At 62.7% G+C, this 23367-nt stretch carries 20 protein-coding genes; 9 read left to right on the forward strand and 11 right to left on the reverse strand.

Features of this window, described 5'->3' with window-relative positions:
* The first annotated feature begins 140 nt into the window (after window positions 1–140).
* Entirely contained in the window at window positions 141–407 is a 267-nt protein-coding gene (locus Q0G75_RS08865; RefSeq protein ID WP_294416896.1) for a hypothetical protein, read from the forward strand.
* Window positions 408–1035: 628 nt separating this feature from the next.
* Here the strand turns inward: Q0G75_RS08865 and Q0G75_RS08870 are convergent.
* Window positions 1036–1272: a hypothetical protein gene (locus Q0G75_RS08870; RefSeq protein ID WP_294416898.1), complete on the reverse strand. Its 237-nt coding sequence runs from the start codon at window positions 1270–1272 to the stop codon at window positions 1036–1038.
* Window positions 1273–1374: 102 nt separating this feature from the next.
* Window positions 1375–3177, reverse strand: a complete 1803-nt coding sequence (locus tag Q0G75_RS08875) for a RecQ family ATP-dependent DNA helicase (protein WP_294416900.1) — start codon at window positions 3175–3177, stop codon at window positions 1375–1377.
* 854 nt (window positions 3178–4031) lie between these two features.
* Between Q0G75_RS08875 and Q0G75_RS08880 the strand changes: the two genes are divergently transcribed.
* From Q0G75_RS08880 to Q0G75_RS08900, 5 genes are all read left to right on the forward strand, one after another.
* A complete protein-coding gene (locus tag Q0G75_RS08880; RefSeq protein WP_294416902.1) occupies window positions 4032–5036 on the forward strand; it encodes a hypothetical protein in 1005 nt (334 codons plus the stop codon).
* A gap of 260 nt (window positions 5037–5296) precedes the next feature.
* Complete coding sequence (locus Q0G75_RS08885) at window positions 5297–6292, forward strand: hypothetical protein (RefSeq protein ID WP_294416903.1); 996 nt, start codon at window positions 5297–5299, stop codon at window positions 6290–6292.
* 188 nt (window positions 6293–6480) lie between these two features.
* A complete protein-coding gene (locus Q0G75_RS08890) occupies window positions 6481–7053 on the forward strand; it encodes a TetR/AcrR family transcriptional regulator (RefSeq protein ID WP_294416905.1) in 573 nt (190 codons plus the stop codon).
* Window positions 7054–7174: 121 nt separating this feature from the next.
* Window positions 7175–7654, forward strand: coding sequence for an HsmA family protein (locus Q0G75_RS08895; protein WP_294416907.1), 480 nt, complete (start codon window positions 7175–7177; stop codon window positions 7652–7654).
* A gap of 19 nt (window positions 7655–7673) precedes the next feature.
* A complete protein-coding gene (locus tag Q0G75_RS08900) occupies window positions 7674–7826 on the forward strand; it encodes a hypothetical protein (protein WP_281624633.1) in 153 nt (50 codons plus the stop codon).
* 1268 nt (window positions 7827–9094) lie between these two features.
* On the opposite strand, the gene Q0G75_RS08905 is transcribed toward Q0G75_RS08900, so the two are convergent.
* The 9 genes from Q0G75_RS08905 to Q0G75_RS08945 form a co-directional block, all read right to left on the reverse strand.
* Window positions 9095–10633, reverse strand: a complete 1539-nt coding sequence (locus Q0G75_RS08905; RefSeq protein ID WP_294416914.1) for a helix-turn-helix transcriptional regulator — start codon at window positions 10631–10633, stop codon at window positions 9095–9097.
* 358 nt (window positions 10634–10991) lie between these two features.
* Window positions 10992–11585: a flavodoxin family protein BilS gene (bilS, locus tag Q0G75_RS08910; RefSeq protein WP_294416915.1), complete on the reverse strand. Its 594-nt coding sequence runs from the start codon at window positions 11583–11585 to the stop codon at window positions 10992–10994.
* 275 nt (window positions 11586–11860) lie between these two features.
* Window positions 11861–13246 (reverse strand): MFS transporter, encoded by a 1386-nt coding sequence (locus Q0G75_RS08915; protein WP_294416917.1) that lies wholly within the window; start codon window positions 13244–13246, stop codon window positions 11861–11863.
* A gap of 27 nt (window positions 13247–13273) precedes the next feature.
* A complete protein-coding gene (gene caiC / locus Q0G75_RS08920) occupies window positions 13274–14830 on the reverse strand; it encodes a crotonobetaine/carnitine-CoA ligase (protein ID WP_294416919.1) in 1557 nt (518 codons plus the stop codon).
* Between the two features lie 182 nt (window positions 14831–15012).
* Window positions 15013–16227, reverse strand: a complete 1215-nt coding sequence (gene caiB, locus Q0G75_RS08925) for an L-carnitine CoA-transferase (RefSeq protein WP_294416921.1) — start codon at window positions 16225–16227, stop codon at window positions 15013–15015.
* A gap of 73 nt (window positions 16228–16300) precedes the next feature.
* Window positions 16301–17449, reverse strand: a complete 1149-nt coding sequence (gene caiA / locus Q0G75_RS08930) for a crotonobetainyl-CoA dehydrogenase (RefSeq protein ID WP_294416923.1) — start codon at window positions 17447–17449, stop codon at window positions 16301–16303.
* Window positions 17450–17527: 78 nt separating this feature from the next.
* Window positions 17528–18520, reverse strand: a complete 993-nt coding sequence (aes, locus tag Q0G75_RS08935; protein WP_294416926.1) for an acetyl esterase — start codon at window positions 18518–18520, stop codon at window positions 17528–17530.
* A gap of 73 nt (window positions 18521–18593) precedes the next feature.
* Window positions 18594–19883 carry an MFS transporter gene (locus Q0G75_RS08940; protein ID WP_294416928.1) on the reverse strand — a complete coding sequence of 430 codons (1290 nt, stop codon included), beginning with the start codon at window positions 19881–19883 and terminating at the stop codon, window positions 18594–18596.
* Window positions 19884–20018: 135 nt separating this feature from the next.
* Window positions 20019–20807 (reverse strand): enoyl-CoA hydratase-related protein, encoded by a 789-nt coding sequence (locus Q0G75_RS08945; RefSeq protein ID WP_294416930.1) that lies wholly within the window; start codon window positions 20805–20807, stop codon window positions 20019–20021.
* Window positions 20808–21349: 542 nt separating this feature from the next.
* On the opposite strand from Q0G75_RS08945, the gene Q0G75_RS08950 reads away from it, so the two are divergent.
* The 3 genes from Q0G75_RS08950 to Q0G75_RS09415 all read left to right on the forward strand — a co-directional run.
* Window positions 21350–22108 (forward strand): hypothetical protein, encoded by a 759-nt coding sequence (locus Q0G75_RS08950; protein ID WP_294416931.1) that lies wholly within the window; start codon window positions 21350–21352, stop codon window positions 22106–22108.
* Window positions 22109–22150: 42 nt separating this feature from the next.
* Window positions 22151–23032 carry an electron transfer flavoprotein subunit alpha/FixB family protein gene (locus Q0G75_RS08955; RefSeq protein WP_294416933.1) on the forward strand — a complete coding sequence of 294 codons (882 nt, stop codon included), beginning with the start codon at window positions 22151–22153 and terminating at the stop codon, window positions 23030–23032.
* A 189-nt stretch (window positions 23033–23221) separates the two neighbouring features.
* Window positions 23222–23367 (forward strand): FAD-dependent oxidoreductase (locus tag Q0G75_RS09415; RefSeq protein WP_365911107.1); only part of this gene is annotated, 146 nt, incomplete at its 3' end.

Consider the following 23367-nt stretch of genomic DNA (forward strand, 5'->3'; position numbering starts at 1 on the left):
AGTGGAAGACGCGCTCTTACGGGAGTTCGCGCGCTAGGCGCTCGCCGCGCCTGCGCGCCCTCCCGCCCGCGTGGGGGGGGGTGTTCCTATAGTTCTGTCAAGAGGGATTCGCCCTTTCGATGGGCGTTTTTGGCTGACCTGTGTCAAGATTTCGGACACGCGAGCTCGAGGAATCAGGCGGCCATGGGAAGCTCTTCGGGCTGGGGCGCCCGACAGGCGGGCGGGCGACGCTGCGCGACAGGATGAACGATTGCGGCTTCGAGCTGGCGACCATCGAGGGGATGATATGCGAGGACTGTGCCTACAGGGACCCCGACCCCACCACGGTGGGCTTGTGCTCGGCGTGGCCCGAGTTCAAGCCGGACCAGGTCGACGAGGGGATATGCCCCCGCTACAAGAAGGGATAGCTGCCAAGGCCCCGCTCAGGCGGGACTTTTTCATGCCCTGGAACCGACGCGTGACGCATTCCACACCATTGGGCCATCGAGAAAGTGGCGGATATGAGCGAGGCGTTGGAGCAGCGCGCGGTCGTGGAGTACTGCGAACTCAAGAAGATACCCGTGTTCCACATCCCGAACGGCGGCTACCGCAACAAGGCTTTCCCTGAAGGGAGACGACACATCAGACGGCTCAGAACGCTTAGTGCTACGCCTCCGAAGCGTCTTGGTGCAGTGTCACCTGCGCGATACGAAGAAGCCGTGCCCTATCCGGGTGTGGCTTCCGGTGCTTGCTATAATCCTTGCAAGAGGCGATCCCTACCCGGGTTTAGATGCACGGGTGTCTGGGCGCCTCTTTTTCACGGTCTTTTCAGTCCGCGTTTTAGGGCAATGTTGCCCTGACTGGTGATGAAATAACCGGCGAAGCCGGGCGGTATAACGGCATCGAGAATCGACGGGATGAAACCGTTCGATGCGATAGGCCTGCGCCATCGATCCTGACGGGTCAAGTGCCGACCACCGCCGAGGTTGAGATGGAGCAGGCGCAGAAAGTTGCGCTGGATCAGCCAAAAGCGCAATAGCATATGAAGCGCAGCGACTAGTCGTCGGGAAGGGCGATTATCACGCTTTTGCACAGCTCCCCGTAATCGTTGAGGCCATCACCGCTGTCGTTGATTCCCTTGGTCATCATCTCGTTTGACATGCGCTCATCGATGGCGAAGTATTGCTCATCTGTCAGATGCTCGAAATCGATTGGAAGCCCGAACTCGGTAAGTAGCTGCTTCTGCCTTTTGGTTAGCGTTATGGGTATGTCGCATTCAGTCGTTTTTGCCACGTTGGACCCCTTTCGCGCCTGTTGACTTCACAGCGCTATTGTAGCCTGGAGCCGCGCTTGGAAGCTAAGGATGGCCCAGGTGTTAAAGAGGTCCCAGATGCCCTAGTCCTCCACCATCACGCGCAGACATTTCTCCCCGGGTTTTTGCCCTACGATCCCGCAGGCTATGAGCGCATCCAGGGCGTGCTTCGCCTTGCTGCGGTCGGGGCCGGCGGATCCCCAGCATGGTAGGCTCTCGTAATCGTTTGCCTTGGTCCCGGGTTCGTCTTTCCCGCACGCTACTCTGAGGACGACCGCCCTGCGTGCTTCGCTGCCGAGCGCTTGGATCGTCGCAATCAAAGCATCGCTTAGCGCCTCGGGCACATCGGGCATCTCGAGCGGCTTGACGGAATCGGGGACCCCGCCCGTCTCGATCACGGCGAGAATCTGGGCGCCATATACTTGCGCGGCTTTAGCGGTCATTCCGTCGACTTTCAGAAGCTGTTCAAGGTTTTCCGGCCTTTTGCGGCAGATGCCGCGCAACGCGCGCTCGGTCAGAGCGCCGCCGGAGCCAGCGCCGTCCGCTACCGCAGCGCACGCGCTCTTCAGGCTAGCGAAAAGGGCGCGCTCGTCGTCCGTCAGCGGCATTGCGTCCGCAGCGCGCACAATGCCATCGATGGGCACCGCGCAGTTGTCGCATCTTCCGCACCCTCCGTCATCAGGGGCTTTCTCGCCGAAGTAGCGCAAGATGAGATCGCGCCGGCAGGTATCTTCTTCTCTGCAGAAATCCCGCATGTCGAAAGCGAGCCCTTTTTGCCTGGAATGCCGCGCGCCGTTCTGGCCTTCGCCGCCCGCTTCCGCCATAAACAAAGCGGTTTGCAGGTCCTGCTCGTCCCATAGCATGATCGTGTCGGCGGGCTTCCCATCGCGTCCCGCGCGGCCGATCTGCTGATAGTAGCTCTCGACCGAAAGCGGCATGCCGCAGCAGACCACGTAGCGCACATCGGGCTTGTCGATGCCCATGCCGAACCCCGACGTTGCAATCATCACCGGCGCCCGCCCCGACATGAACGCATCTTGCGCCGCCTTCTTCGCGTCGTTGCCCAGTTTGCCGTGGTAGAGCGCGGCGGGCACGCCTGCTCGCCTGAGCGCGTTGTGGATCCGCTCGGCCTCGGAAATCGTGACGCAATAGAAGATGCCGCACTCGCTTTCCCTCGAGCGCGCGGCCCGCACGCACCACGATTCGCGCTCGTCGTGGGGCATGTGCACAACGGAAAGCGAAAGATTGCCGCGGTCGAACGAGGAGACGATCTCCAAGGGGTTTTGCAGGCCAAGGGACCTGGCGATGTCCTTGCGGACCTTCGGGGTCGCCGTCGCCGTCAGCGCGACCACGGTCGGGCGCTGGTCGAACCGCTCGATGAACGCGCTGATCTCGCGGTAGTCGCCGCGGAAGTCGTGGCCCCATTCGCTGATGCAGTGGGCCTCGTCGACGGCGACAAGGGGGATTGCGAGGCCCTCGATCGCCGACAGGAAAGCCGGGTTCGACAAGCGCTCCGGCGCAACGTACAGGATCTGGAACTCGCCGCTTTTGATGCGCCCTCGAACCTTTTCCTGAGCCCGAAGGCTGAGCGTGTTGTTGAGGAAGGCCGGGTGCAGGCCCAGCTCAACGAGCTTTTTCACCTGATCGATCATGAGCGAGACCAGGGGAGAGATCACGATGGCGGTGCCGCCGAGCGCGACGGCGGTGCCGCCGAGCGCGACGGCGGGCACCTGGTAGATGAGCGATTTGCCCGCTCCGGTGGACATCACGGCCAGCACGTCTCGCTTCCCCATGATTGCCCTGATGGCCTTCTCCTGCTCTGGGCGGAACTCATCGTGCCCGAAGCAGCGCTTCAACACTTCTCTCGCTTGCTCGAACGATGCCATGCGCCCTCTTCCATGCCCGTTGGTTTACAACGCTATTGTAGCTGCAGGCCCTGGCTGGTCATGGCGGTCGGAGGCATCCTTTCGCGAACATAACCGTTTTCGCCCTCCTCCCAGCCCCGCCCATCGCATTCGCGCCCTCTATCTTGGCCGTGTGGCGCGTGGGGGTGCTTGCTTTGGGCCGCGGGTGGCTTCGCGGGCAACGATGACCTTTCACGAGCGTGGTTGGTTCGGCGGCATCCTCGATACGGGCTTGCGGCTTCTTATTGGCTTACGCCTTGGCCCGCGGGCGCGCATGAATCCAAGGCGGTGGCCAATTATCTGAGAGTTGTGCATTTGGGGCGCCTTTCTGCCGTGGCCGCGCTCGAGGATGGCGTCGTGCGGGCGGCGCCGGTGCTGTATCTCGGCCGCCTATTGCGGAAAACCTCGCTTTTTCGCGGCGCGGCTTGCAGGTAATTGCGCAATTCTCGATTTTTTGGCCGCCACCGTCCCGCGCTGCCCCGAATCAGCCGGCCTGCGCGACGATGGGCCCGCCGCTCGTCCCATGCCGTCACCGAATCGGCCGTCATCCGTTTCATGCCGCACCTCGGATCGGCCGTCCTCCCGAACTGTCCCCCGAATCGACTGCCACCGGCCCGTGCTGCTCCCCAAGCCGCCCCGAGCCGACAGCCGTCCCAACCCCGCCCGTCGCATTCGCGCCTTCTATCTTGGCCGTGTGGCGCGTGGGGGTGCTTGCTTTGGGCCGTGGGTGGCTTCGCGGGCGCTTCTTCGCACGGCACAATAGCTTTAGAAGCCGGCTTCGGCGCTTGCGGCGCCGGAGGGGGAGCGGCTTGCAATCTGCGATGCGAAAGGGAGTGATGAAGATGATGAGACCCATGATGAGGAAGGTTGCGTTCGGGGTGCCGGCCGTCGCGTTGTCGGCGGCGCTTGCGTGCACGATGGCCGGCTGCGGCGGCACCGAGGGTGGCCAGGGTGGCTCGGGCGACAATGCGCCCGCAGGTCAGACGGTTAACAGCGTGCAGACCGCCGAGGTCGCGGGCTTCACCATCGAGTCCGTCGGCGATGGCTCGTACTATCGCGGCGCCGCCGAGCGGCAGGACGGCTTCTGGCTGCGCGTGAAGATCACGAACAACAACGAGTCCGCAAAAGCGCCTTCCGCGTTCAGCGCGCGTGCCGCCGTCGGCACCTTCGACGCGGGCGACGCGGTGTTCGACGCCTCCGGCGACCAGAGACTCAACGCCGACACCAAGACGCAGGCCGTGGAGCTTGGCGAAGGCGCGCAGATGGACGCCAACGCGAAGATCGAGCCTGGTCAGACCGTCGAGTTCATCTACTTCTGGACCACCAAGGACAACTACTACGGTCCGATCACCGTCGAGTTCGACAGCTCCTCGTCCAGCGATTCCAACCCCAGCGTGATGCACTTCGACACCACCGGCCGCGAAAGCGACGAGTACAAGGTGGCCCGCGAGGCGGCGGAAGCCATCGAGGCGCAGGGCGGCATCGATTTCCCGTCGTACAGCATCATCCCCGCTGACGGCTGGAAGCTCGGCGACCGCATCGACGAGAAGTACGAGGGATGCGACTTCAAGCGTGGTGACGAGGCCATTTCCTCCATCGACATGCGCACGTTCAAAACCTCCCCGATGATGGAGGCGGAAGCCAGGCAGGGTTCCAAGAAGAAGGGCGTGATTGACGAGGTCGAGGTCAACGGCACCACGTGGGTGCGTTACACCTCGGAAGCCGGCGCCGTATCGCTGTTCGTCGAGGCGCCGTCCGGCAAGACGGTCTCGATGGTCATCGGTTCCAAGTTGACCTGGGACGATGCGCTTCCCATGGTGCAGAACGTGGTGCTGAAGTAGGGAAGCGGGCCGCGCGGGGCGCCGGACTATGCGCTAGGCGGCTCGGCCGCGGCGGCGCATGTTTTGGCCGCGGGGTGGCTTGTGCGCCTGGCATTTGGGCCGCAGGTCGCTTCGCGGCCGGCCTGCTGCGCGGCATACTCTTCTCAAAGGCCAAGGTCGGGGCCGGGTTCTTCGGGCTTTGGCGTTTCGAAACCTGACGTCGCGATGGTCGCCGGCGCGGAGGCGGCTTTCGCAACGGGAAGCGAAAGGGAGTGGTGAACATGGTGAAACCCGTAGTGAAGAAGGTAATGATGGGCGTGCCCGCCGTCGCGTTGTCCGCGGCGCTCGCGTGCGCGATGGTCGGCTGCGGCGGCACCGAGGGCGACCAGGGCGGCTCCGGCGACGGCACGGCCGCAACGCAGGCCGCGTACCAGTCCCAGTCGATCGACGTCGAGGGCTTCACCGTCGAATCGCTGGCCGACGGCACGTACTACCGCGGCGACGTCTACAAGGCGGACGGCTTCTGGCTGCGTGTGAAAATTACGAACAACAACGACAAGCCCATGAAGCGCTTCAGCTTCATCACCACCGGCGCCCCCGGCGCCCCCGGCGGCTATGAGGCCGGCGACCCGGTGTTCGACTCGCACGACACGCTGAGCTACGACATCAAGAACCCGCCCGCCGAGCTGTGCGAAGGCGCGGAAACGGACGGCGACCCCGAAATCGGGCCTGGTGAGAGCATCGAATGGGTCTACTTCTGGACCACGAAGGACAACTACTACGGTCCGATCACCGTCCAGTTCGACAAGAACGCTACGGGCGGCACCGACCCGCGCACCATGCGCTTCGACACCACCGGCAAGGAAAGCGACGGCTACAAGGCCGCGGTCGAGGCAGCCGAGGCCATCAAGGCTCAGGGCGGCGTCGACTACGCTGCGTATAACGTGAAGGCTGCCGATGGTTGGGCGCTCGTCGAGACCAAGGAGAAGAGCAGCGACGCCACGTTCAACCCCGAGGGCTCCACGAAGCGTTTCAGCACCAGCACCTGCTCGCGCGCTCCGCAGAAGGAAGCCGAGGCCCTGCAGGGCAACTTCGGCGGCAAGGGCGAGATCGACGAGGTGGACATCAACGGCGCCACTTGGACGCGCTATACCCAGACCGGCACGTACTACATGTTCACCGTTGCCCCGTGCGGCACCACGGTCCGTATGTTCATCGACAGCGGCATCACCTGGGAAGATGCCATGCCCATGATGCAGAACGTAACCTTGAAGTAGCTTTTCCGCCCGCGCTTCGGGCGGGATTCCCTCGAAACGGCCGGGACGCCTTGCGCGCCCGGCCGTTTTGCGTATGGGGGGCTATCGAGCAGGTAACGAAGCCGTAGGGTTTTGCGGAATCGGGTTACTATGGTTTCCAAAACCAATCCGGTTTGCAGGTGCGATAGTTCGATTGCGAGGGGCGCCTTATGGCTCAAAGCATTGTTTCCCGGGAAGAGCTGTTGGAGAACGCGTATCAGATCGCGGAGAAAAACGGGGTGTCGGCGCTTTCGGTGCGCGGCCTTGCCAACGCCACGGGCGTCAGCGTGGGAACGGTGTACCGCCATTTCTCGGCGAAGGACGAGCTGACCACCGCCACCATCCAGCTGTATTTCAAGCACGCGTTCTACGAGCGCTTCTGCCACATCGACCCGCAGGTCGGGTTTGTGGACTACTGCCGCGAGATGCACGCGAGCATGCGCGAGGTCACCACGCACTTCCGCGAATGCTGGCTGCGCGGCATCGATGCGCTTCCCGCCGTCGAGAAGGCCGCCGCGCGCCTGCGAGAGTCCCAGCAGATCGAGCACATCCTCCACGGCCTCATGCAGATCTACGAGCACGATGCTCGAATCTCGGCCGATTTGCCCGACGGGTTTAGCGCAGAAAGCGTGTGCAGGTTCGTCATCGAGAACGTCCTGGGAAGCCTCCATCATCAGGACGGCGACTGCAAAGTGCTGTTTGGCCTGCTAGAACGCACGTTGTACGCAAACAACGCGCAGTAGCGCGCGGAAATGAACATCATGCCTTTGATGTTCACACGGCCGGACCTCAATATGAATGGCGTCAAAGCGAACGCGCCCTTGGGCGCAGCCCGCAAACCCACTCGATTTTGGAGGTCTGAATATGAGTCCCATGCTTGCAACCGCTTCTGCCGTCATCTCCCTCGCGCTGGTCGCCTATACCATCGGCGTGTTCTCCGAGCGCCGCTCGGGCGAGCTTAAGCGCTCCCACCTGGCGTTCTTCTGGCTCGGGCTGATTTGCGACTCCACGGGCACCGGCCTGATGTCCATCATGGCGCAGAACAGCGGCGGCGCCATGTCCCCGCTGCATCCGGTCACCGGTTTCCTGGCCATCGCGCTGATGCTGTTCCATGCCGCCTGGGCCACTTACGTCGTCTTCCGCGGCAACGAGAAGACCCGCCGCGGCTTCCATACGCTCAGCATCGGCGTATGGCTGGTGTGGCTGGTCCCGTACTTCGTCGGCATGCTCATCGGCATCCCCGCGTTCCACGTCTCCGACCCCGTCGCCCTTGCCGCTGCTGCTGGCGTGGTAGCCGTCCTGGCCCTGGCCCTGCTGCTCTCCTCGAAGCGCTCCCACGCGTAAAGGGGTTGCGTTTTCGCTGATGGGGAAGCTGTTGAGGCTTGAAAAGCGCGGCAAGCGCGAAGCCCCGCGCTTTATGGCCTGCTTGCCGCGGCTGATCCCCGCCTGTTCCCGCGTCGAAGCCCTTGCGGGCTTCGGTTGTGAAACCCCCGAGTTTTCCTCGGCCCTCTCATAGAAGTTGCTTGCCGCAAAAGCCGCCGTCCGATCCGCATGCGCAAAACACGCACCGGTCGGGCGGCGGCTTTTTTCGTTGGGATGCGGGTTTCCGGGGTCGCTTGCTTCCGGGGATATGCCGTTCGTCTGGCTGGCGAATAGCTTTTAGGGCAATAGTGCGTGGATTTGCCGCCTGCAAAGCGAAGTTGTGCGCTATAGTTTCACGCGTCGAATAATATCCAGGTGCGATTTGGGGGATCAAGGGGCCCGGTAGCATTCGAGGCGTGCGGCTTGTGTCCTTCTTGCTTTCCGTGGTATCAAGGCGTTAAACAGGTCTTCCTGCCTCGCGGCGGGTTAGCTTCTGTGTTTAGCTGTCATTCCGGTGCCATGGATGTTACATTTCGTCACAATACGGCATCAAAAGCGTTACAGTTGCTGCAGCGGATGTAGTATGTAGGGTAATATACGGCCTTTGTCAAACGATTAGCTTGCTACTATAGGGCATTTTGGCCGCTTGCGTGTAGCGGGCTAGGGCAAAGTCGATGCTATGAATAGTTGGCGAACGGATCGCTGAAAGGGGGATCGATGGCGGATCAGGCGAATGGCAGCCTTGCCTCCAGGGGGAAGAAGGGCAAGTTGACCAATTCCCAGCTGCGTCTTCTTGGCTTCATCGCAGCTTGCGGCCCAGATGGTTGTTCCGAGACCAAGCAAGGGCTAGCGAGAAATCTGCAAATCAGCTTGAAACGGTGGATCGTGCGATACATCGTCTGCGCGAAGAGGGGCTTATCGTGTCGCATGCTCGTTTCGGGGAAGACGGCACGCAGCTGAGCAACACCTACATCGCTGCCGCAATGGACGGCGAAGACGATCACCAAGACTCGCAGAGTGAGCAGGAATAGGCCTTTTGAGCTAGCAGGCTCAAAAGGCCTATTCCTTATCAAACCCTAAAACATCAAGCCCCGAAATCGGCGGGGATGTATACCGCTTCGCCTTAACCTATTGCTCGGTCGCGCTTGGGAGATTTGCGTGTTGCGAGCGGCCAGGTTCTGCAATAGGAAGCGAAATGGGATTTCATGTCTCAGAATGCGAGTATTCCGAACTGATCACGGCGGGTGATCAGTGATTTCGCGAAGATGTCTGCGTTCGATACGAGTATTGACTCGTTTACTACGAACCGCATGGTGAAAGCAAGCAAGTAAAGCCTGCGCGGGTCAAATGGAGTCGGAAAACTCGCGATCTGTGACACGATTGGCGAAAAACGTTCCTAGCGAATGCTCAAACGTGTCCGCTCTATTTCCCGAAGAATGCGCGGGTGAGGCCGGCTCGGGTTTGCGTGTCGGTCTTGCTGTAGATGCTGGTCAGGTGGCGCTGCACCATGCGCAACGAAATGCCCAGGTCATCGGCCACTTGCTTGAGCGGGCGCTCGTCGGCGGCCACGGCGCGCAGCACCTCTTCCTCGCGCGGCGTCAGGCCGCTTCGGCTGATGAACTCGGCCTGCACCTCCTCAAGTGTCGGCGCGGCAGCGGCGGCAAGGCCCGCCCGGATGGCCTCGCGTTCCCCGACCGTCGACGGCAGGCGAAACAGCCCGGCGCCCACGAATGCAACGCTGACCAGCACGAACAGGATCAGCGACGCGATCATCACGGCGGCGATCCCCAATTGAGTCAGCATCATGGAGACTCCCGATACGGTGAACGCGCACAGGTTGTTGGCAGCGCGGCCCATGCCTGCCCACAGCTGGGGTGTGCGCATGCGCGGCGCCAGCTGCAAAAACGTGGTGGTGAAGAACGTGACGAAGAATCCGGAGCTCAGATAGAACACGATCAGCCCGATCACGGGGCTGGCCCCGGCCTCAACGGCCAAGATCGATATGATGGACAGCACCGTGACCGCGAACATGATGAACCCCATGTAGCGGCGTTCGCGGATGTCGAACAGCACGCCGGCGGCAAGGCCGCTCGCCGCAAGGAACAGGCGCGGCCACGTCTCGACCGAGATCGAGCCCTGCGCATTCGCAAGGGTAACCACGTTGTCGAGCGTAGAGAACATGCAGGCAAGCAGCACCACAAGCGCAAGAAGCCAAACAGCACAGGTGGCGGTTTTTGCGCTATCTGGGGCCGCTTGCCGAGAGGAGCCGGCATCTGCCTGCTCTGGGCGGGCCTTCTTCGTCAGGGCCGCTAGGCTCGCTCGAATCGATTGCTCTTGGCGGGTGATTCGCCCCGACGACTCCGGCGCCACCGGTCCGCCTGCATGTTCGCCAGGGGTCTTATCGCACTTTTGACCTGCGGATTCGCCATCGCGTTCTCCAGCCGCCGCAAACACGGCGAGTGCGGCGACGCCGACGCACAGCACCGCTGCGTCCGCCATGCCCGCAGGTACGAACTGGTTGCTCAGGAACTGTAGCAGGATGCCGGCGGCGTAAGCTGCGCCTGCTCCTTTGGCAAGCGACGGGCTTCCCTCGAAGGCGCGCGCCATGCTCCAATGCGCTTCAGCGCCAAGGCTTCCCAGCAGGAAGAACGCGATGCAACCCGTGATTTGCATCGCAAGCGCGCTTTCCGCAACGGTAATCGTGACCAGGGCCGCAATAGCCCCGACGGCCTCGACCGCCCGAAGCGCGCGTCGTCCCCCTGCCAGCTTCGAAATCGGCGCATAAGCCAGAAAGCCGACGACGCTTGCGCCAAGGATCATCGCCTGGGCGCCCACAACCCCTTCGGCGCTGATGAACAAGCCGATCCGGCTGTCGAAGAAGAACTCGCTTCCCAAGAATGCGAACGTGAACAGCGCCAGTGCGGAAAGCGATTGGAGGGATTGTCTATCGACCGAGAACACGGCGCTCCTTGCTGTGCGGATGATTGAGTCTGCAATCGATTCTACCAATGCTCATGTGGCGCGCAGGTAAAAAGTTACAAGCGGCCAGCTTTTGCTGCGCGAGGGCAGGGGGACCCAGCGTACGGAAGAACGTTCGACTGGTTTTGAATGAGAGCGTGGAAGAGCGCTTGGCCATCAGTGCGCAAAGATAGGCCTATCGGACTATATGCGTCGGACGAGGTGGTTTTGCGGTATCGCGGAAAGCGTCGGCTTGCTCGATTTCCGCGATTGCAAGCAACCGCATCGCGATACAGTCTCGCGCAAAGCGAAATAATGCGGTTTCAGCTGCATTATTTCGCTTTGCGCTCGGTTGGTTTCGTTACTGCCCGACGGTTTCTCTCACAAGATTCGCCAACTTCTCCAGATCGTCGGCATCGGGGTGGGATAGGGCTTTGTCGAAATTCTCGATCATTGCGTCGATGTTGGGCATGTGATCAGGCTGTTCCTTCATCTTCACGTAGCGCTCGCGCACGGAAAGCGGCATTTTGCCCTGGCACATGAAGGTTCCGATCACGGTGTTGCTGTCGTCGATGAATGCTTTCGTCTTGTCCAGAATCGCTTGGAAATATGCCTCGCTGCCGCCGAATCCGGCGGTGCCGAACAGAAAGATCTTTCGGTCCTTTAGCTGTTCCAGAAGCTTTTGCGCGGCCCGGTCAGCCACGCCCTGGTTCGTCCAAAAGCCCACGAACAGCGTCTCAGATGCGGGGATTGTACCGGTGCTGCTTCCGAAGCTGCTGCCGTTGCGGTCTCCGTCGCCAGCGCAGCCGGTGTCGCAGTCGCAGTTGCCGTCCCCGTCAACGCTCCCGAAATACTCGCACGTCCCTTCCTGCAGCGCTTCGCGAACAGCCTCCGCAAGCTCGGCTGTATTCCCCGTTCTGCTGCTGAACACGATTGAATAACCCTTGCCGCTCATACCTGCCCTGCCTTCCGTTGCTTCCGCATCTGCTTGCCTTTCAAAGCAGAATCGCCTTCGCATTGATTCTATCCCTCGGCAAGCTTCTGGTGCAGTATCGCGTGCCATCCTCCCCAAAACACAAAAGCCTGCGAGAGGAATCCCTCCTGTAGGCTTTTTGCCGGCCGTTGTTTGTTCCGGACACTTAGCGCTACGTCCCCGAAGTGTCCGGGCACGCCGCTCCCAAAACGTAAAAAGCCCGCGGGGGGATTCCCCGCGGGCTTCGCAACCTCGCCCTACAGCGAGCTCGTCTCGCCCAGCGATTTGCCGGCGGTCTCGGGCGCCATGAAGATCGACAGCACCAATCCCAGAATCACCAGGCCGGCTGCCACGAGCATGGTGGGCCCGATACCGAATGCCGCCATGAAGATCGGCGTGCCGTACGTCGCCACGATCGTGCCGACGCGCGAGATGCCGATGGCCAAACCCACCGCCGTCGCCCTCACCTCGGTGGGGAACAGCTCGTTGGGGTAGAGCCACTGCAGGATGCCCGGTCCGCCGCTGAAGAACGCGTACAGGCCGAACGCGCAGATGATCACCGGCAGCGGCGCGGTGGGGAACAGGCCCAGCACCACCAGGCCCACCGCCATCAAGAACAGCGAGCGGATGAGCAGCGGCCGGCGGCCCATGGAGTTCAGCCAGAACATGGCCGGCAGTGAACCCACCAGGAAGAACAGGCTCAGCACGCTCTCGCCCAGGATCGCGCTCTTCCCAACGCCCAGGCCGAACGCGGTCATGATCTGCGGGCCGAACGTGTAGATGGCGTACATGGGAACCACCTGGCACAGCGTCAGGATGCCCAGGAACACGATGCGTGCGGCATAACCCTTCGAGAACACCTCGGCGAAGCCGGCCTTCGTCTTCGGCCCCTCTTCCTCGCCCTCAAGGGTCACGTCGGCGCCGTAGACGCGCAAGACCACCTTGAGCGCCTCCTTCTCGCGGCCCTTGTTCTTAAGCCACAGGGGAGACTCGGGAACCTTGCACCTGCCGATCAGCAGGAACACGCAGGGGATGATGGCCGATCCCAGCATCAGCTTCCACCCGTTGTCGACGTCGCACAGGCAAAAGCCCACAAGCGCCGCCACGGTGGCGCCCAGGTACCACGCCGCCGAGACCATGCCCATGGATATCGCGCGATGGTGCTTCGGCGTGAACTCGGTGATAAGCGATGTGGCGATGGGGTAGTCGGCGCCCACGAACACGCCGATGAAGAAGCGGTAAATCACCAGCTGCATGGGCGTGGCATCGGTCATGCTCAGGGCTGAGAACAACGCGATGGCGATGATGTCCAAGACGAACATCTTCTTGCGCCCGATGATGTCGGTCAGATAACCGCCCGCGATGCTGCCCACCAGGATGCCGAGCAGTACCGACGCGCCGATTGCCGCCGTCCAATGCGTGGTTAGGCTCATCTGTGCCGTGATCTGCGTCAACGCCACGCCGATCAGCGACAGCACGTAGCCGTCAAGGAAGGCGCCTCCGCTCGACACCAGCGTGATCTCGCGCAGGAACGGCGTCATGGCGGCTTCGTCGAGGGTTTTCTTCCTGCCCTTTGCCGAGCCGCCCGCCGGCACCTCATCCGACGGCATCACGTTTCGCTTTCGCTTGCTTGAGTCGTCCATGAGCGCCGTCCTTTCCGTTCGTTACCGTTATTTCAAAAGCTTCTTCTCGATCTTCATGCTGCAGGTGCGGGGGAAATCCTCCACGATCTCGACGATGGTGGGCACCTTGAACGCGGCCATGTTGCCCTCGCAGTACGCGATCACCGCGTCCTGGTCGATCACGGCGCCGTCCTCGGGCAGGACGAACGCCTTCACCGCCTGGTCACGGATGGGGTCGGGCACGCCGATGACCGCGGCCTCCTTGATGTCGGGGTGCTCCTCCAGGATGCCCTCGATCTCGGAGGTGGAGATGTTCTCGCCCGAGCGCTTGATCATGTTGCTCTTGCGGTCGAAGAAGAAGAACCAGCCGTTCTCGTCGTAGTAGCCCTTGTCGCCCATGCGCAGCCAGCCGTCGCTGGACAGCGCCTCGGCCGTGGCGGCCTCGTTGCCCAGGTAGCCGAGCATGATCGAACGCCCAGGGACGCCCTTCACGCAGATCTCGCCCACTTCGCCGGCGGGCAGCTCGTTGCCCGCCTCGTCGACGACCTTGGCCTCGTAGCCCAGGCCCACGCGGCCGATGGAGGGCCAGTTGCGCTCGCCGGTGGGCGGGTCGGTCAGCACCCAGCCGACGGATTCGGTGGAGCCGTAGGTGTTCATGATGCGAACCCCGTAGCGCTCCTCGAAGGCTTCCTTCTCGCGCGCGGACACGGGCAGGAAGTACAGCATGTCGCGCAGGCAGTGGTCCTTCTCGTCCGGGTCCACCGGTTGCAGCATCAGCGTGCGCAGCATCATGGCCACGCACTGCGCCAGCGTTGCGCGGTACTGGCGGATCTGGCTCCAGAACCTGCTCGCGCTGTACTTCTCCACCACGATGAGCGTGGCGCGGGCGGTCATGACCGGGGTCAGCGCCGCCAGTTGGAAGTTGGAGTGGCACGCGGGCATGGTGGAGAACATGCGGTCCTCCGACGTCATGGCCGTCTCCCAGTCGCCGTAATAACCCGAGTAGATCAGGTTGCCGTGGGTCAGGATGACGCCCTTGGGGTTGGAAGTGGTGCCGCTCGTGAACAGGATCTCGCACGGGTCGTCGGGGGACAGGTCGCTCGGGACCTCCAGCTCGATGCCTTCGGCGGCCACCAGCTCGGAGAACAGCGGGTAGCCCATGGCCTCCTCGCCGCCTTCGCTGCGGGCCACGATGATGCCCTGGTCAAGCCTGCCGCCGGCGTGGATGGCGTCGTAGAGCTCCACGTAGCAGGGCTCCACCACCGCGCGGCGGGTGGAGCACATGTCAAGCGCGTACTCGCACTCGGCCTGCAGGTACTGCTCGTTCATGGGCACAAGCACGGCGCCGATCTTGGCAAGGCCGAACAGGCACATGAGGAACTCGGGGCAGGTGTGCATCTGCACGGCAACGTGCTCGCCACGCTCCACGCCCTGGCTCAGGAACATGTTCGCCGTCTGGTCGATCAGCTCGTTGAAGGCGCGGTAGCTGTAGGTGGCCACGTCGCCCTCGCGGTCCCGGAAGATGAAGAAGTCCTTGTCGCCGCACTCGCGAGCGAGCTTGTCCCACAGGCTTGCGAGCGTTTCGTTGCCAACGATGTCGACCATGTCTTCTCTCCCTTGATCTTCCGATCCGTTGCTTCCTAGCTTCGGCGCCGTTTCACGTGTCTTGCATTCGACGAGGGGCGCTCCAAACCCCGTCGAATGCAAGGCCCCTATAGAAGCCGGGCCCTTCTCAGGGCCCGGCCGTCATTCCGAAAGGGGAGCCTTCCTCTCGGAACCTTCAGCTGTTATTCAGCGACCTTGACGACGCCGCTCTCGTTCAGCGCGGCGATCTGGTCGGCCGTGTAGCCGAGCTTGGTCAGCACGTCAGCGGTGTCGCCGCCCTGCTTGGGCATCGGGCGCCACACCTGGCCGGGGGTCTGCTGGAACTTGGGGAACACGCCCAGACCCTTGAAGGTCTTGCCGTCCTCGGTCTCCCAATCCATGAAGTCCTCGCGCAGCTTGAGGTGCTCTTCCTTCACGAGGTCCTCGAACTCCATGACGACCTGAGCGGCGATGCGATGAGCAGCGAAGTCCGCCTCGATCTCGTACTTGGAGTGCTCCAGGCAGTACGCCTCGAACGCAGCCTCGATCTCAGCAGCATGCGGGTTGGACAGCCACAGGCCGGAGGTGTCCTCGGGGATGTCCTCGGTGCCCCACAGGTGACCCAGGCCGATGGTCTCCAGGAAGTACTTGTTCTGGTCGACGCCGTACAGGCACACGCCCAGGAAGCCGTCGTTGCACTTGTACTCGCCGATGCCGCAGAGGTTCTGGTTGCGAGCGCCCGGGCGAGGCCACAGGATGCCCTCGTTCAGGTAGTCGACCAGGTAGTACTGGCCGATGGCCAGCAGCGTCTCGTACATGGCCATGTCGATGCTCTCGCCCTTGCCCGTGCGGTTGGCCTTATGCAGCGCAGCCAGGGTGGAGGAGACGATCATCAGGGAGTTGAAGTAGTCGCCAGCGTAGGGGCCGGGGTTCATCGGCTGCTCCTGCGTGCCGTTCTGGCTCATGTAGCCGGAGTAGGCCATGACGGTCAAGTCGTAAGCAGCGCGCTTGACCATCTTCGGGTCGCCGGTCTGGCCGAAGCCGGACAGGTGCACGATGACGAGCTTCGGGTTGATCTCCCACAGCACCTCGTCGGTGATGCCCTTGCGAGCCCAGGTGCCGCCCTTGGAGGCCTCGATGAAGACGTCGGCGTCGGCCAGCATCTTGAACAGGATCTCCTTGCCCTCATCGGAGAAGTAGTTCATGGAAACGGAACGCTGGTTGCGGCGCTCGGCCTGCTTGACGTAGGCGGTGTCGCGGATGGTGTCGCCCGCGCCGGTGTTCTCCAGCCACGTGACGTCGGCACCCCAGTCGGCCATGAGGTCGCAGGCCTTCGGCACTGCCAGCTCGACTGCTGCGTAAACGACCTTGACGTCGTCCAGAACGCCGAAGGACGGCTTGTTGGTTTCAAGAGCCATGATGAATTCCTTTCGATTCGGCGGCGCGCTTGCCGCGCCGCCGTCTGTTGGATCCGTTTGCTAGCCGCGTGAGTTAGTCGCGGTACTTCTTCAGCTCGAACTTGGAAGCGGTGAGGATCATCATCTCGTCGGTGCCGCCGGAGACGCGGTCCACACGCAGGTCGCGCCAGATGCGCTGAGCGCGATGCTCGCCGGCCACGGCCACGCCCGCCAGGATCTGCATGCCGTCGTCGACGACGGAGAAGGCGGAGTTGGCGCAGTAGTACTTGCACATGGCGGCAGCGCCGGGATCGAACTTGCCGTCGTTGTTGTCGGCCTCCCAAGCCGTTTCGTACAGCATGTTCTTCATGTTCTTCAGCTTGATGGCCATCTCGGCGACCTTGAGCTGGTTGAGCTGCTGACGGCCGATCGGCTTACCGAAGGCGATGCGCTGGTTGGCGTGACGGCAGGCATCCTCGTACACGGCGATGGACATGCCGTAGTCGGAAGCGCCGACCAGCCAACGCTCGAAGTTGAAGTCGTTGATGCCACGGGAGAAGCCGTTGCCCTCCTTGCCGAAGATGTCCTTCTCCTCCAGCTCGACGTTGTCCATGTAGACCTCGCAGCAGGAGTCCATGCGCAGGCCTAGCTTGTGCAGCGGGGACAGGGAGACGCCCGGCTTGCTCATGTCCAGGAAGAACTCGGTGAACATCTGCGGATCGTCGGCGTTCTTGGCCATGATGACCAGGTACTTGACGCCAGCGGAGGAGGTGATGAAGGTCTTCGTGCCGTTCAGGTAGATCTTGCCGTTCTCACGCTTGTACGTGGTCTGCAGGGCGGCAACGTCGGAACCGGCGCCCGGCTCGGTGCAAGCGGAGTTCCAGATCTGCTCGCCGGTGCCCAGGGTGGACAGCACGGCCTCGATCTGCTCCTCGGTGCCCTCGCGGATGATGGTCTCGAAGCCCGGCAGCTGGTACAGGACGTAGGTCGGGGCGCCGTAGCGGCCCAGCACCTCGTACACGGCCATCATGGTGACGGCCGGCTGCTCCAGACCCAGACCGCCGTGGCTCTCGGGGAGCATGATCAGGTCGAAGCCCAGCTCGCACAGACCGCGGACCCAGCGCAGCGGGTACTCGTGCTTCTCGTCGCACTCGGCGAAGTAAGCCTCCCAGTTCTCGCTCTCCATGTAGTCGCGGTAGCTGTCGACGATCAGCTCCTGCTCATCGGTCAATTTGAAGTCCATTGCATTCTCCTTGTCGATATCCAGAGCGGCCTTTTGCCGCGCTGTCACAATGTGGTGGGTAGTGCGTATCGGCTACGGTTAGCAGCCCATCTGCTGACGGAAGTGCTCCGCGCCGTGCTCGAGCGCCAGGTTGGCCTCGTCAAGCATCTTGGTGTAATGCAAAAACGCGTGGATGACGCCTTCGAACATCTCGAAGCGGTGGGGGATACCGTATTCCTCGAGGATCGTCGCAAGTGCCGTGCTGTCGTCCTTCAGGGGGTCGTACTCGGCTGCGGCGATGTAGCAGGAAGGCATGTCGCGCGTAAGGTCGTTCAGGAAGAGGTTGGCGTAGGGGCTCGTCTCAAGCTCCGCCGTATCCTCGGCGTAGAGCTCCTTGTACCACTGCCACTCCGCCTCGGTCAGGCCGTCCCAGGGGCCGCCCAGAAGGCGCTGGGAGGCCGAATCCTTCAGGCCGTACCAGCCGTAGAACAGAAGGAGGCACTTGATGTAGTCGGAGCCTCCCAGCTCCTCGCGCAGGTACATGGTGGCGGCCAGGCTCAGGTGAGCGCCGCCGGAATCTCCGGCGAAGGAAAGGCGGTCGCCGTCGATGCCGTACGCTTCGCCCAGCTCGTGCAGGTGCTTGGCGACGCAGGCGACCTCTTCGACCGCCACGGGGAACTTCGCCTCGGGCGAAAGGCGGTAGTCCACGGCTGCAACCGCGGCGCCCGTCTTGCTTGCCAGGACGCGGCAGATGCGATCATGCGTGTCCAGGTTGCCCAGGACGAAGCCGCCGCCGTGCGCGTAGACGATCGCCGGCAGGGCCTCGCCGTCGCTCGCAAGGCTTGCGCGGTCCTTGGCGGGGTAGTACAGGCGAACGGGGATGTCCCCATGCGGGCCCTCGACCTTGCGGTCGACCTTCTCGGCCATTTCCGGGCCGCCCTCTACCCAGTAAGCACGCCCAGCGGTGTAGTTCAGGCGCATCTGCTCGAAGCCGGCGCTCGTGTCGTTGGCGTTTCCTGCGAGCTCGTCTTCCTTGGCGAGCACCGCGCGCATGCCCTCGTTGATTTTCGAGAGGACGTCGATCTTGTTCATGTCTCTTCCTCGATCTTCTCGGGCGCCGCCTTGTGGGCGGCGCGCCTGAACGGCTGGGGTGGGTAAGTGAACGCTAGTTGGCGGAGTTCGTCTCGGCGGCGTTCTTCTTCATGGCGCGGCGCGTCATGACCAGGCAGAAGCAGCCCAGCACGGCGAAGACGACCAGCGCGATGAAGATGGTGTTGAAGGCGTCCGCGCCCTGGGCGTCGATCAGGCCGCCGAACCAGGTGTGGACGAAGGTGTCAGGCAAAAAGCCGATGACGGACAGCAGGCCCGAAGCGGTGCCGAAGATGCTCATCGGGACCTTGGCCTCGGTAAGGGGCGAGGAGCCGATGGAGAAGGCGCCGTAGGTCACGAAGCCGAGCACGACGACCAGCACGGCGATCGGGATGACCATGCTCGCCTCGCGAGGCATGATCATGAAGGCGGCCAGCACGATGACGCTTGCGGCGAAGAAGATCAGGATCGACTTCGAGGGGCTCTTCAGCTTGTCGGCGAAGATGCCCGCAGCCGGGCCGGCGATGAGGCCGATACCATAGGTACGGATAAGGCCGACGACGGAGACGATGGCCACCGGAGCGGCGAAGCAGGTGGTCATGAACGGCGTGGTGTAGGTGACGCCCATGTACACCAGGTACACGAAGAAGTAAGCCAGGCAGGCCCAGATGACGCCGGGGTGCTTGATGGCCGTGACGACCTCGCTCAGGCTGAACAGCTTGGCGTTCTTGTCGATCTCGCCCTTGAAGTCGGGGACGAAGATGAAGGACAGCACGGCGAGCAGGGCGATGAGGGCGCCCAAGAAGACCAGCAGGACCTGGATGCCCTGGGAGGCGTCGGCGACGGCGGAGATGATGGCCGTGTTGATCAGGCCGACGATCAGGCCGGCAGCGCCGTAGATGGAGTAGCTCACGCCGATCTTGGAGGCGTAATCGTCCTCAGAGCAGCACAGGCGGACGATCTTGAAGCGCGTGCCCCACCAGATCAGGATGGTGGTGATGCCGTAGCCGACGAATACCACGTAGAGCATCTGGATGGACGGCAGCATGGCGTAGATGAAGGTCAGGACAGCGGTGGCGCCGAAACCGACCCAGGACAGCGTGCGCATGCGCACCTTGTCGGCGATGATGCCGGCGGGTAGATAGGTGATCACAGCGACGATGGCGTAGCAGGAGAGCAGCGCGCCCAGGTCGGCATTGGTGCAACCGAGGCCCTGCATCAGGGGCTCGTAGAAGACGTTCTTCAGGTAGATGGGCGTGTAGATGATGGACGAACCCATGGAAACGAGGACGATGAGGAACCACTTGTGGAAACCGGTCAGGTCCTTGTAAGTGACCTCGCCCTTGCTCTTTGCGAGCAGAGACATTGTTGGATCCTTTCTTCGTGCGGATGCGCCCGGTCCGTTACCGGGCGGTCGGTGCGGCTTGGCGCCGCTTGGGGCGAAGGGAAAGGCTGGCAGTTGTTGCGGCCTTTCCCTTCGCAGGGAGAAAAGAAGCGGGAGTTACTTGCCCTGCCAGTTCGGCGTGCGCTTCTCGACGAAGGCTGCGGGGCCCTCGATGCCGTCCTCGGTCTTCTCGATGAAGCGATAGGCGGCGTCGCAGTAGCGCATGGCGTCCTCTTCGGACATCTGGGAGGCGGCGTGCACGATCTGCTTCGTGAACTTCAGGGACAGCGGAGCGTTCTTGGCGATCGTGGAAGCGATCTCCAGAGCCTTGTCCATGAGCTCCTCGGCCGGCACGACGTAGTTGACGAAGCCGATCTCCTTGGCCTCGTCGGCGTGCACCAGGCGAGCGGTCAGCAGCATGTCCATGGCGGCCTTGCGCGGAACGTCGCGGGCCATGCGAACCAGGCCGCCGGTGGAGGCGATCAGGCCGACCTTGGGCTCGGTCAGGCCGAAGCGGGCATGCTCGGCAGCAACGACGATGTCGCAGGAGACGGCGATCTCCATGCCGCCGCCGGCAGCCACGCCGTTGACGGCGCAGATCGTCGGCTTCGGGCACAGACGATCGGTGATGCCGCCGAAGCCGTGGTCGGTGACGGTCATGCACTCGCCGCCGCTGGACAGCTCGGAGAGGTCCTCGCCGGCGCAGAAGGCCTTCTCGCCGGTGCCGGTGACCACGATGACGCGGACGCGCTTATCCTTCTCCGCCTTGTTCATGATGTCTTCCATGGCGGCAGAGGTCACTGCATTGATAGCGTTGCGCTTCTCGGGGCGGTTGATGCGCATGATGAGCACGCCGTCCTCGCGAAGGTCAGTGACGACCTCTTGGGTTCCGTAGAAATCTGCCATTGCTCCTCCTTTTATATGGATTGCCTTGAGCCGTTTCGGCGAATGCTGTGCGCCTCGTGTCGTTCCTTTGATTTTGATTCGGACGTTTCGCGAGATGCACGCTCGGCTCGATTTCGCATGCTAGGAGCCGGGGTGGGCGGAAACATCGCCACAACTTCGGTAAAGCGCTAATAGCAAGAAATGTGGGCATCACTCGAAATTTGCGAGGGCCGCTTTCCGGGTGTCATATGTGGTCGAAGCCCACAAAACGGCGAAAACCCTTTTGTGCCCCTTGAGACGGGCAAAAAGCCCATATAAAAGCGTACGTAGCCTCTCAACAGGGGCTTTTGCCGCATAGTTAAAAATTGAGTAAGAGGGTATTCACGGTTATCTGGCGATGGCAGGAGGGGTGAGGGAGCGCAAGATGGCCCTGTCACGTAAGCGACCCGCCGAAACGGAGACGCACCCCGTAAAACGGACGTGCAACCCGCAAAGGGTTACGTCGAAGCGGTCGCTACGAAGGTAAGAACCTCTGTAACAAGCTTATGAAGGGAAGGCTCAAGATGAAGATAGCCGCTGCATTCAAGGTGGTTCCTGACGATCAGGACATCAAGGTCGCCGGTGATCGCACGCTGGACTACTCCAAGGCGAAGAACACCATCTCCGTGTACGACCTGAACGCTCTGGAGGTGGCTGCTCAGCTGGCCGCCGAGGTCGAGGGTTCCGCTGCTGTGGCCATTACCGCGGGTCCGGCTTCCATCGACGAGGCCAAGCTCAAGAAGAGCGCTCTGGCCCGTGGCGTTGACGAGCTGTTCATGACCGCCGACGACGCCTGCGCCGGCATGGATGCCAAGGCCACCGCTGGCGAGCTGGCCAAGCTGGTCGCTCAGATCGGCGACGTGGACCTGGTCGTGTGCGGCGACGGTTCCGCCGACAACTACGCTCAGCAGGTCGACGTGCAGCTGGCTTGCAAGCTGGGCTGGCCTGTGGTGAACGCCGCCACGAAGGTCACCTGCAAGGGCGACGTGCTCGAGGTCGAGCGCACGCTCGAGGACGCCGTCGAGGTCGTCGAGGTCGCCCTGCCGGCCGTCGTGTCCGTCACCCCGGACGCCGCCGAGCCCCGCATCCCGGGCATGAAGGACATCCTGGCCGCCGGCAAGAAGCCGATGAACGTCGCCGGCGCTTCCGACGTCGCCGCCGCCGCCATCGAGGTCGTCGACTGCAAGGCTCCCGAGCAGGCCGACCGCAAGCTGGAGATCTTCGACGCCTCCGAGGACGGCGCCATCGACAGCTTCGTGGCCGCCATCAAGGCCGCCCTGTAGGCCCACGCGTAATCAAGCAAAAGAAAGGCAGAGTGGATACTCATGAAGGCATTGATCATCGCTGAGCACGCAGCTGCGGCCGCAGAGCTGGTTGCAGGCGCGCGCACCATGGCCGACGAGGTCGTGGCCATCTCCTTCGGCGGCGCTTACGAGTGCGGCGCCGACAAGGTGCTCAACATCACCGTTCCCGAGGGCCTGACCGTTGATTCGGCCGTCGAGACCGTGAACGCCGCGTTCGACGCCGAGAACCCCGAGGTCGTCCTGGTGGAGGCTTGCCGCCACATGAAGGTCATCGCCGGCAGCCTGGCGTTCCATGCCGACACCGCCGTCATCACCGACGTCACCGCTTTCGAGGCCGAGGGCGCCAAGAGCATGTACTTCGGCGGCATCGCCGAGCGCGTGCAGAAGGTCGCCGGCAACGTTGCCATCTACACCATCGGCGCTGGCGTGTTCGATGGCACCGAGGGTGCCAACGGCTCCGTCGCCGAGCAGGAGTGGGTTGCCCCCGCTCGCCCGGTGAAGGTCGTTTCCTCCCAGGTCATCGAGAAGAGCGGCGTGAACCTGTTCAAGGCCGACGTCGTCGTGGCCGCCGGCCGCGGCTTCGCCGAGGAGTCTCAGCTGTCCATGGCCAACGACCTGTGCGACAAGCTGGGTGCCGGCCTTGCCTGCTCCCGTCCGCTGACCGAGGGCGTCAACTGGCTGCCGACCGAGCGCTACGTCGGCGTTTCCGGCCTGATGCTGACCCCGAAGGCCTACATCGCCGTGGGCATCTCCGGCCAGATGCAGCACATGGTCGGCTGCAACCGTTCCGGTGCCATCTTCGCCATCAACAAGGACAAGAACGCTCCGATCTTCAAGCAGTGCGACTTCGGTCTGGTGGGCGACATCAAGGACGTCCTGCCGGCCATCACCGCAGCCCTGTAAGGGGACTCCTTCCGCACCGCGCTTCAGCGCAACCCTTGTGCGAAAACCTCTCCTAAGGTTCGACCCCTCCAAAGATTCGACCCCTCCTAAAAAGATGACCCCTTTACATCTTTTACGGAGCGCGGTGCGGGAGTCTCGATAGTTAATGAATTGGCGGCCGTCTTCGGCCGCCAATGAAAGGATATCTACATGTCAGATTTCGACATCATCGTCGTGGGATCTGGCTGCGCGGGCGGCGTGGCGGCTTACGTGGCCGCGTCCGCCGGCAAGTCCGTCCTGGTCGTCGAGCGCGGCAACTTCGCCGGCGCCAAGAACATGACCGGCGGCCGCATCTA

The organism is uncultured Senegalimassilia sp., from assembly GCF_934636665.1.
Lineage (GTDB): Bacteria > Actinomycetota > Coriobacteriia > Coriobacteriales > Eggerthellaceae > Senegalimassilia.